The 8236-nt window shown below is 67.7% G+C and carries 6 protein-coding genes; 2 read left to right on the plus strand and 4 right to left on the minus strand.

Going from position 1 to position 8236, the window contains the following annotated elements; genetic code table 11:
• Window positions 1–50: 50 nt before the first annotated feature.
• Window positions 51–2927: a 2-oxoglutarate dehydrogenase E1 component gene (locus tag OX89_RS14950; protein ID WP_047351227.1), complete on the minus strand. Its 2877-nt coding sequence runs from the start codon at window positions 2925–2927 to the stop codon at window positions 51–53.
• A 216-nt stretch (window positions 2928–3143) separates the two neighbouring features.
• On the opposite strand from OX89_RS14950, the gene OX89_RS14955 reads away from it, so the two are divergent.
• On the plus strand, window positions 3144–4202 hold the full coding sequence (locus OX89_RS14955) for an AI-2E family transporter (protein ID WP_047351228.1): 1059 nt from the start codon (window positions 3144–3146) through the stop codon (window positions 4200–4202).
• Window positions 4203–4270: 68 nt separating this feature from the next.
• Here OX89_RS14955 and OX89_RS14960 read toward each other — a convergent pair whose 3' ends face one another.
• The 3 genes from OX89_RS14960 to OX89_RS14970 are packed head-to-tail and all read right to left on the minus strand — an operon-like array spanning window position 4271 to window position 7026.
• Window positions 4271–5257, minus strand: a complete 987-nt coding sequence (locus OX89_RS14960; protein ID WP_047351229.1) for a tripartite tricarboxylate transporter substrate binding protein — start codon at window positions 5255–5257, stop codon at window positions 4271–4273.
• A 44-nt stretch (window positions 5258–5301) separates the two neighbouring features.
• Window positions 5302–5664 (minus strand): hypothetical protein, encoded by a 363-nt coding sequence (locus OX89_RS14965; RefSeq protein ID WP_011805082.1) that lies wholly within the window; start codon window positions 5662–5664, stop codon window positions 5302–5304.
• Between the two features lie 9 nt (window positions 5665–5673).
• The gene (locus tag OX89_RS14970; protein ID WP_047351230.1) at window positions 5674–7026 is read right to left on the minus strand and encodes an acyclic terpene utilization AtuA family protein; all 1353 of its coding nucleotides are present in this window, start codon (window positions 7024–7026) and stop codon (window positions 5674–5676) included.
• Window positions 7027–7122: 96 nt separating this feature from the next.
• On the opposite strand from OX89_RS14970, the gene OX89_RS14975 reads away from it, so the two are divergent.
• Window positions 7123–8055, plus strand: a complete 933-nt coding sequence (locus OX89_RS14975) for a LysR family transcriptional regulator (protein WP_047351231.1) — start codon at window positions 7123–7125, stop codon at window positions 8053–8055.
• The last annotated feature ends 181 nt before the right edge of the window (window positions 8056–8236 follow it).

Consider the following 8236-nt stretch of genomic DNA (forward strand, 5'->3'; position numbering starts at 1 on the left):
CTTTCCAAAAGAGGGTTTTGTCTGTACTTCAGTAGCGGGGGTTCTCGGCCTTACTTGGTCAGGACAAAACCCTTGAGCTTGGCGAACGCGGCCTCGACCAGCGCCTTTTGCTGCTCCTGGTGCAGGTGCGCGTAGCCCACGGCGGGCGACGCGGAGGCGGCGCGGCCGGCATAGCCCAGCTTCTGGCCATCGAGCATGTTCTCGTGGATGTTGTGCTGGATGAAGAACCAGGCGCCCTGGTTCTGCGGTTCGTCCTGGCACCACACGATGTCGGTGGCATTCGGGTACTTCTTCAGCTCGGCGGCGAAGGCCTTGTGCGGGAACGGGTAGAGCTGCTCGACGCGGATGATGGCCACGTCGGTGGCTTCCTTCTCCGCGCGCTTCTTGACCAGGTCGTAGTACACCTTGCCGGAGCAGGCGATCACGCGCTTGACCTTGGCGGCGTTCTGCGCGACGGCCTCGTCCTTCTCGCCCAGCAGGGTCTGGAAGCTGCCTTCGGTGAACTCCGACAGCACCGAGGTCGCGTCCTTGTTGCGCAGCAGCGACTTCGGGGTCATGATGACCAGCGGCTTGCGCAGCGGGCGCACCATCTGGCGGCGCAGCACGTGGAAGATCTGGCTGGCCGTGGTGGGCTGCACGAGCTGCATGTTGGCCTCGGCGGCCAGTTGCATGAAGCGCTCCAGGCGCGCCGAGCTGTGCTCCGGGCCCTGGCCTTCGTAGCCGTGCGGCAGCATCAGCGTGATGCCGTTCAAGCGGCCCCACTTCACCTCACCCGAGGCGATGAACTGGTCGATCACCACCTGCGCGCCGTTGGCGAAGTCACCGAACTGCGCTTCCCAGATCACCAGGGTGTTGGGGTCGTTAGAGGCGTAGCCGTATTCGAAGGCCAGCACGGCCTCCTCGGACAGGATGGAGTCGATGACAGTGAACGGAGCCTGGTTCTCGGCGACGTTCTGCAGCGGCACGTAGGTGCCTTCGTCCCACTTCTCGCGCTTTTGGTCGTGGATGACGGCGTGGCGGTGCGTGAACGTGCCGCGGCCGCTGTCCTCGCCCGACAGGCGCACCGGGTAGCCCGAGGCCACCAGCGATGCGAAGGCCATGTGCTCGCCCATGCCCCAGTCCACGTTGATCTCGCCACGGCCCATGGCGGCGCGGTCTTCCAGCACCTTCTTGACCAGGGTGTGGACCGTGAAGCCTTCCGGCACCGTGGTGATGCGCTCGGCCAGGCGTTTCCACTCGGCCAGCGGGATGGCGGTGTCGCCGGCGTCGGTCCAGCTCTTGCCCAGGAAGGGGCTCCAGTCCACGGCGTACTTGCTCTTGAAGTTGGTGAGCACCAGATCGACCGTGTGCTTGCCCTCCTCCAGCGCGGCGCGGTAGGCCTTGGCCATGTCCTCGCCCAGCGTCTCGCCCAGGCCCTGCGCGGCCAGCTTGTCGGCGTAGAGCTTGCGCGTGCCCGGGTGCTGGGAGATCTTCTTGTACATCAGCGGCTGGGTCAGCGCCGGCGTGTCCTGCTCGTTGTGGCCGAGCTTGCGGTAGCACACGATGTCCACCACCACGTCCTTGGCGAATTCCATGCGGAATTCCAGCGCCAGCTGCACCGCCAGGCACACGGCTTCCGGATCGTCGCCGTTCACGTGCAGCACGGGCGACTCGATCATCTTAACGATATCGGTGCAGTACAGCGTGGAGCGCAGGTCGCGCGGGTCGGAGGTGGTGAAGCCGATCTGGTTGTTGATGACCAGGTGCACCGTACCGCCCGTGGTGTAGCCACGGGTTTCGGACAGGGCCAGGGTTTCCTGGTTCACGCCCTGGCCGGCAAAGGCCGCGTCACCGTGCACCAGCACGGGCAGCACCTGCTTGCCCGCGTGGTCGCCGCGGCGGTCCATGCGCGAGCGCACCGAGCCCTCGACCACGGGGTTCACGATTTCCAGGTGCGAGGGGTTGAACGCGAGCGACAGATGCACCGGGCCGCCGGTCGTGGAGACGTCGGAGGAAAAGCCCTGGTGGTACTTCACGTCACCGGCGGGCAGGTCCTCGGGGGCGGTGTGCTCGAACTCGGCGAACAGGTCCTTGGGCATCTTGCCCAGGATGTTGACCAGCACGTTCAGGCGGCCGCGGTGGGCCATGCCGATCACCACTTCCTGCACGCCCTTCGCGCCTGCGGAGTTGATCAACTCGTCCATGGCGGCGATGAAGGACTCGCCCCCCTCAAGCGAGAAGCGCTTCTGGCCCACGTACTTGGTGTGCAGGTAGCGTTCCAGGCCTTCGGCGGCCGTCAGGCGCTCCAGGATGCGCTTTTTCTTGTCGGCAGAGAAGTTGGGCTTGCTGCGGATGCTTTCCAGCTTTTGCTGCCACCAGCGCTTTTGCACCTGGTCGGTGGCGTACATGTACTCCACGCCGATGGTGCCGCAGTAGGTCTCGCGCAGCGCGTTCAGCAGCTCGCGCAGGGGCATCTTGTCCTTGCCGAAGAAGGTGTTGCTCGCGTCGAACACCGTTTCCTGGTCGGCATCGCTGAAGCCGTAGAACGACGGCTCCAGTTCGGGAATCTGGGGGCGCTCGGTGCGCTTGAGGGGGTCCAGGTCGGCCCAGCGGTGGCCCACGTTGCGGTACGCGGCGATCAGTTGCTGGACGGCGGTGCGCTTGCGGCCCATCTCGGCGTCGGCGCTGGCCACCACGACCTTGGTGCCGCCGGCCTTGGCGCGCTCGGCAAAGGCGTTGATGACGGGCAGGTGGGGAACGTCCTTGGCATTGCTGCCGTCTACCGCGGGCACATGTTGCAGTGCGTCAAAGTATTCGCGCCAGGAGTCTGGCACGCTGCCAGGGTTGGCAAGGTAGTTCTCATACATCTCTTCGACGTAGGGCGCGTTGCCGCCGAAAAGATAGGTGTTGCCTTGGTAGGCTTGGTAGACGGATGTCGGATCGCTCATATTCCGCTGACCTCCACTTCCCTGAAGGAAGCGTTAGCTGGTTAACAAACCTTCCGCGTCACGGCTGAACCGGTTGGCGGATGCGACTGTGGCAGGGGAAGGGCCTCGTTTGCGGTCGCTATTGTGCCATTGAACGCCGAGGCGCGCGGCGAGCGGTGTATCAAGACAGGCGTGTGTGTGGCTTACATTTTGGGCTTCGTTCCTTCCACCGCCCCCATGAACCCGCCCACGCTCCAGTCCCGCACCCTGCTGCTCCTGCTCACCGTCGTGACGCTGGCCTTTGGCGCCATCCTCTGGCCACTCAACGGCGCCATCTTCTGGGGTGTGGTGCTCGCCATCCTGTTCACGCCGCTGCACCGGCGGCTGCAGCGGCGCATGCCGCGCAGGCGCAACCTGGCCGCGCTTGCCACCCTGGGCGTGTGCCTGGTGATCGTGATCCTGCCGGTCACGCTGATCGGCGCTTCGCTGGTGCAGGAGGCCAGCGTGGCCTACGAGCGCGCCCGCTCGGGGCAGCTGAACTTCGGCGCCTACCTGCAGCAGGTGCTGGCCGCACTGCCCCCTTGGATGCTGGAGCTGCTGGACCGCTTTCACCTCACCACCCGCGCGGAGCTGCAAGCCCGCCTGACCACGATCGGCGCCCAGGCCAGCCAGTTCCTGGCCACCAAGGCGCTGGACGTGGGCCAGAACACGCTGCAGTTCGTGGTGAGCTTCGGCGTCATGCTCTACCTGTTGTTCTTCCTGCTGCGCGACGGCGCGCGGCTGGCGGCGCGCATCCGCGAGGCCATCCCCCTGGATGCGCGGCACAAGGAGCAGTTGGCCATCAAGTTCACCACCGTGATCCGCGCCACCGTGAAGGGCAACATCGTGGTGGCCGCCGTCCAGGGCGCCCTGGGTGGCCTGATCTTCTGGCTGTTGAACATCCAGGGGCCGGTGATGTGGGGCGTGCTGATGGCGTTCCTGTCGCTGCTGCCCGCCGTGGGCGCCAGCCTGATCTGGGGGCCCGTGGCCATCTACTTCCTGGCGACCGGCGCGCCGGGGCAGGCCGTGATCCTCACCGCCTATGGCGTATTCGTCATCGGGCTGGTGGACAACGTACTGCGCCCGGTACTGGTCGGCAAGGACACCAAGCTGCCCGACTACGTGGTGCTGATCTCCACCTTGGGCGGCATGGCGTTGTTCGGGCTCACGGGCTTTGTGATCGGCCCGATGATCGCCGCACTGTTCATCGCCACCTGGGACCTGTTCGCGCCGCACGACGGCGCAGAACGCTCCTAAAATAATAGCTGCTAGCGCTTAATGGGCGGGCGTTGAAGGCCAAAACGCCTTCAACCCCGCCGGCGCACTCATTCCGCCTCAATACCGGCGGCCTTGATCACCCTGCCCCACTTCTGGGTCTCGGCGGCCTGAAAGCGCGCCAGCTCTTCGGGCGTGGTGGTCCAGGCCTCGGAGCCTGCGGTCTCGAAGAACGACTGGGCGGCCTGGCTCCTCGTCGCCTGCGCCAGCAGCGCATTGAGCCGCGCCACCACGGGCGCGGGCGTGCCGGCGGGCACGTAGGCTGCAAACCAGTAGCCCATGTCATAGCCCTTCACGCCGGCCTCATCCAGCGTGGGAACCTCGGGCAGCTGCGTGCTGCGCTTTTGCGTGGAGTACCCCAGCGCGCGCAGCTTTCCCGCCTTGACCTGAGGAACGCCGGTGGACGTGTCGGTGATCATCAGGTCGATCTGCCCGCCGAGCAGATCGGTGATGGCCAACGGGTTGCTCTTGTACGGCACATGCAGGATGTCCACCCCCGCCAGTTGCTTGAGCATCTCGCCGGCCATGCGGCTGGAAGAGCTGCCGCTGCCAAAGCTCAGCTTGCCGGGGTTCTTGCGGGCGGCGGCCAGCAGGTCGCCCACGTTCTTGTAGGGAGCGCCCGCGTTCACCACCAGCACCTGGCCGCCCTTGCCCAGGCCGGTGACGGGGGCGAAATCCTTCACCGGGTCGTAGGGCAGTTTCTTGTACAGGTGTTCGTTCGCGGCATGCGTGGTGTTGGTGGTGATGAGCACCGTGTACCCATCCGCCGGTGCCTTGGCGACGGACTGCGCGGCGATCATGCCGCTGGCGCCGGCCTTGTTCTCCACGACCACGGGTTGCCGCGCATCGGTGCTCACGGCCTGGCCCAATGCCCGCGCCAGCTGGTCGGTGGCACTGCCGGCCGCAAACGGCACGACGAAAGTGACGGGCTTGGCAGGATAGGCGGGGGCCTGTGCGTTGGCGGCGCCGGCCGCGGCACACAGGACGGCCGCAGCGGTGGCAGCCAGTACACGGCGGCGATGCGGGAACGGGTTCATGGTGTCTCCTTGGTTGTGGTGATGAAAAATGCCGCCGGCGCGCGTCAATGCGCTCCGGCCAGGTGATGTACAAGCGCCGCCGGCATCCGCACCGGCAGGTCCAGCAACAGAAAGGACAGCGCCTTGCCATGGCTGTCGAGGTTGAGCGCGTCGTTCACGCCGCCGTCCAGCACGCCATCCAGCACGAAATTCATCGCCTGCAGTTGGGGCAGCAGATAGCGCGTGACGCGCGTGGGCCCGCGCGCCGCGAACTGGCGCGCCACGGCCTCCTCGGTAACCTGCTGCACCAGCACGTCCCACAGGGCCGGGTGCCAGGCGATCACGCTGATGTTGGAGCGGTCACCCTTGTCACCCGTGCGGCCGTGCGCCAGGCGGTACAGGGGAACCGTGAGATCGGTAGGGTTCATCGTGGTCCTTCAGTCCAGCAGCGTGTAGCCAGGATTGACCGCCTCGCGCGGCACGAGGCAGGAAACGGTGCCCAGGCGCGGGCGCATGGCCGTGCGCACACCGCCGCCCCCCGCCGGGCCGCAGCAGTACAGCGCCGTCACCTCGCGCACCAGGCGCTGCGCGCTGGCATGGTCGCGGTGCTGCAGCGCCACGCGCAGGCGTACGTCCTGCGCGCCCTGGCTTGCCTGCGCCGCCAGCCACCGCCCTGCGTCGTCACCCCAAACGCTGGCCACGCCGATCAGGTCCACGCGCAGCGGTGCCACGCTCGCAAGCCGCTCGCGCAGCACGTCGCCCGCCAGGCGGGCGCGCTCCTCGGCGCGCGCGCCGGCATACGAAATCTCGCCCTCGGCAAACCAGCCGGACTCGAAGCACACATTCACCTTCAGCGACGGCGGCCGCGCATGGCCGCGCACGCCCTGCAGGTGCACGCGGTCGCTGCCGATCTGCGCCACGCTCGCCTGGGTGATGTCGGCCACCACGTCGGGCGTCAGGTAGGCGGCGGGGTCGTGCAGTTCATACAGCAGCTGCTCCTTGACCGTGCGCTCGTCCACGCGCCCCCCCGTGCCCGGCGGCTTGGTGAGGGTGCAATGGCCGTCGGCGTCGATCTCGGCGATCGGGTAGCCCAGCCGGGCCAGGCCCGGCACGTCCTTGTAGCCCGGGTCGGCAAAGTAGCCACCCGTGACCTGCGCGCCGCATTCCAGCAGGTGGCCCGCCATGGTGGCGCGCGCCAGGCGGTCCCAGTCGTCCATGCACCAGCCGTAATGCGCCAGCGCCGGGCCCAGCACCAGCGCAGGGTCGGCCACGCGGCCGCAGACCACGATGTCGGCCCCCGCGCGCAGCGCCTGGGCGATGGGTTCCGCGCCAATGTAGGCATTGGCGCTCACGATGGGCTGCGCGGGCATGGACGGGCCCAACGCCCGCTCCAGCACAGCGCGGTGCTGTGCGCCGCTCAGGTCGTCGCCGTGCACCACCGCCACGCGCGGGCGGCGCGCGCCCAGCTCGGCCGCCAGTTGCTGGATACGCAGCGCAGCGCCCCGCGGATTGGCCGCGCCAAAGTTGCTCACGATGCGCACGCCGTGTTGAAGGCATTGCGCGAGCACCGGCCGCAGCAGCTCATCCAGCAGCGGCTCGTAGCCCGCATCGGGATTGGCGCGGCGCGCCAGTTGGGCCAGCGCCAGCGTGCGCTCGGCCAGGGTCTCGAAGATCAGCACGCCGGGCCGGCCGCTGTCCACCAGCGCCTGCACCACGGGTGCGGCAGCATCCAGGCGGTCGCCCGAGAAGCCGGCCGCACAGCCGATGAGCAGGGGTGAGGGGTTCGCCATTGCAGGGGTCCTTGGGGAATGTCTCCAGGGCGCACTGTAGGCACGGCAGGTTATTCTGTGAAATAGATTGTCAAGATCAATTCATCTGGATATCAAATGAATATCTCCACACGGCAGGTCGACGCCTTCCTTGCCCTGGCGGCGCAGCGCAACTTCACGCGCGCCGCGGCGCAGTGCCACTTGTCGCAGCCGGCCTTCAGCGCGCTCATCCGCGCGCTGGAGGACGACCTGGGTCTGCGCCTGTTCGACCGCAGCACGCGCCATGTGAGCCTGACGGCCGAGGGCGAGAACTTCCATTCGTCGGCGCTGCGCATTCGCGCCGAGGTGGATGCCGCGCTGGCCACGCTGCGCGACGCCGCACTGCTGCGGCGCGGGCGCGTGTCCGTCGCGCTGCTGCCCTCGCTGGCCGCAGGGTGGCTGCCGGGTGTGCTGGCCGGCTTTCGCGCACAGCACCCGGGCGTGGAACTGGACATTGCCGACGTGCTGTCCGAGCCTTGCATCGAGCGCGTGGCCACGGGCAAGGCCGACTTCGCGCTGGCCGCCATCCGCGCGGACACGCCCGAGCTGCAGGCCGAACCCTTTTGCGAGGACGGCTTTCACCTGGTCTGCCGCGCGGACCATCCGCTCGCCCGGCAGCCCTTGCCCGCCGGCCGGCGCAGCGCCGCCGCGCAATGGCGCGCCCTGGCCGAGTGGCCATTCATCCATCTCGCGCGGCACAGCAGCGTGCGCCAGTACCTGGAGGCGGCCTTCCATCCCCATGCGATGCGCACGCTGATGGAAGTGGAGCAGTTGGCCACCGTCATGGGCATGGTGCGGGCCGGGCTGGGCATCAGCGTGGTGCCCACGCTCACGCTGTTCCACTTCCAGCAGGAGGGCCTCGCCACCCGGCCGCTGGCCCTGCCCGGGCTCACGCGGCAGATCTACCTGGTGCGCCGGCGCGACCGGGGCCTGTCGGTGGCCGCGCAGGCGCTGTACGCACGGGTGATGCAGCAGCGGCCGATGCATGCCGAAATGCCATCAAAACAATAGCTGGCAGCGCTTGACGGACAAGCGCTGGAGCCCGATTTCCCTGAAACTTGCGTTCACCCGCGCCCACGGCCTGCGGGGCACCCCCGGTGGCACTGCACGCTCTGCGATGCCACACTCGGGCCATCACATGCGTGCGCAGGAGATGTAATGGATGCCTCCCTCCCCACGGGGAAGTCGATCG

Origin of the sequence: Diaphorobacter sp. J5-51, assembly GCF_001023515.1 — a bacterium.
Lineage (GTDB): Bacteria > Pseudomonadota > Gammaproteobacteria > Burkholderiales > Burkholderiaceae_C > Diaphorobacter > Diaphorobacter nitroreducens.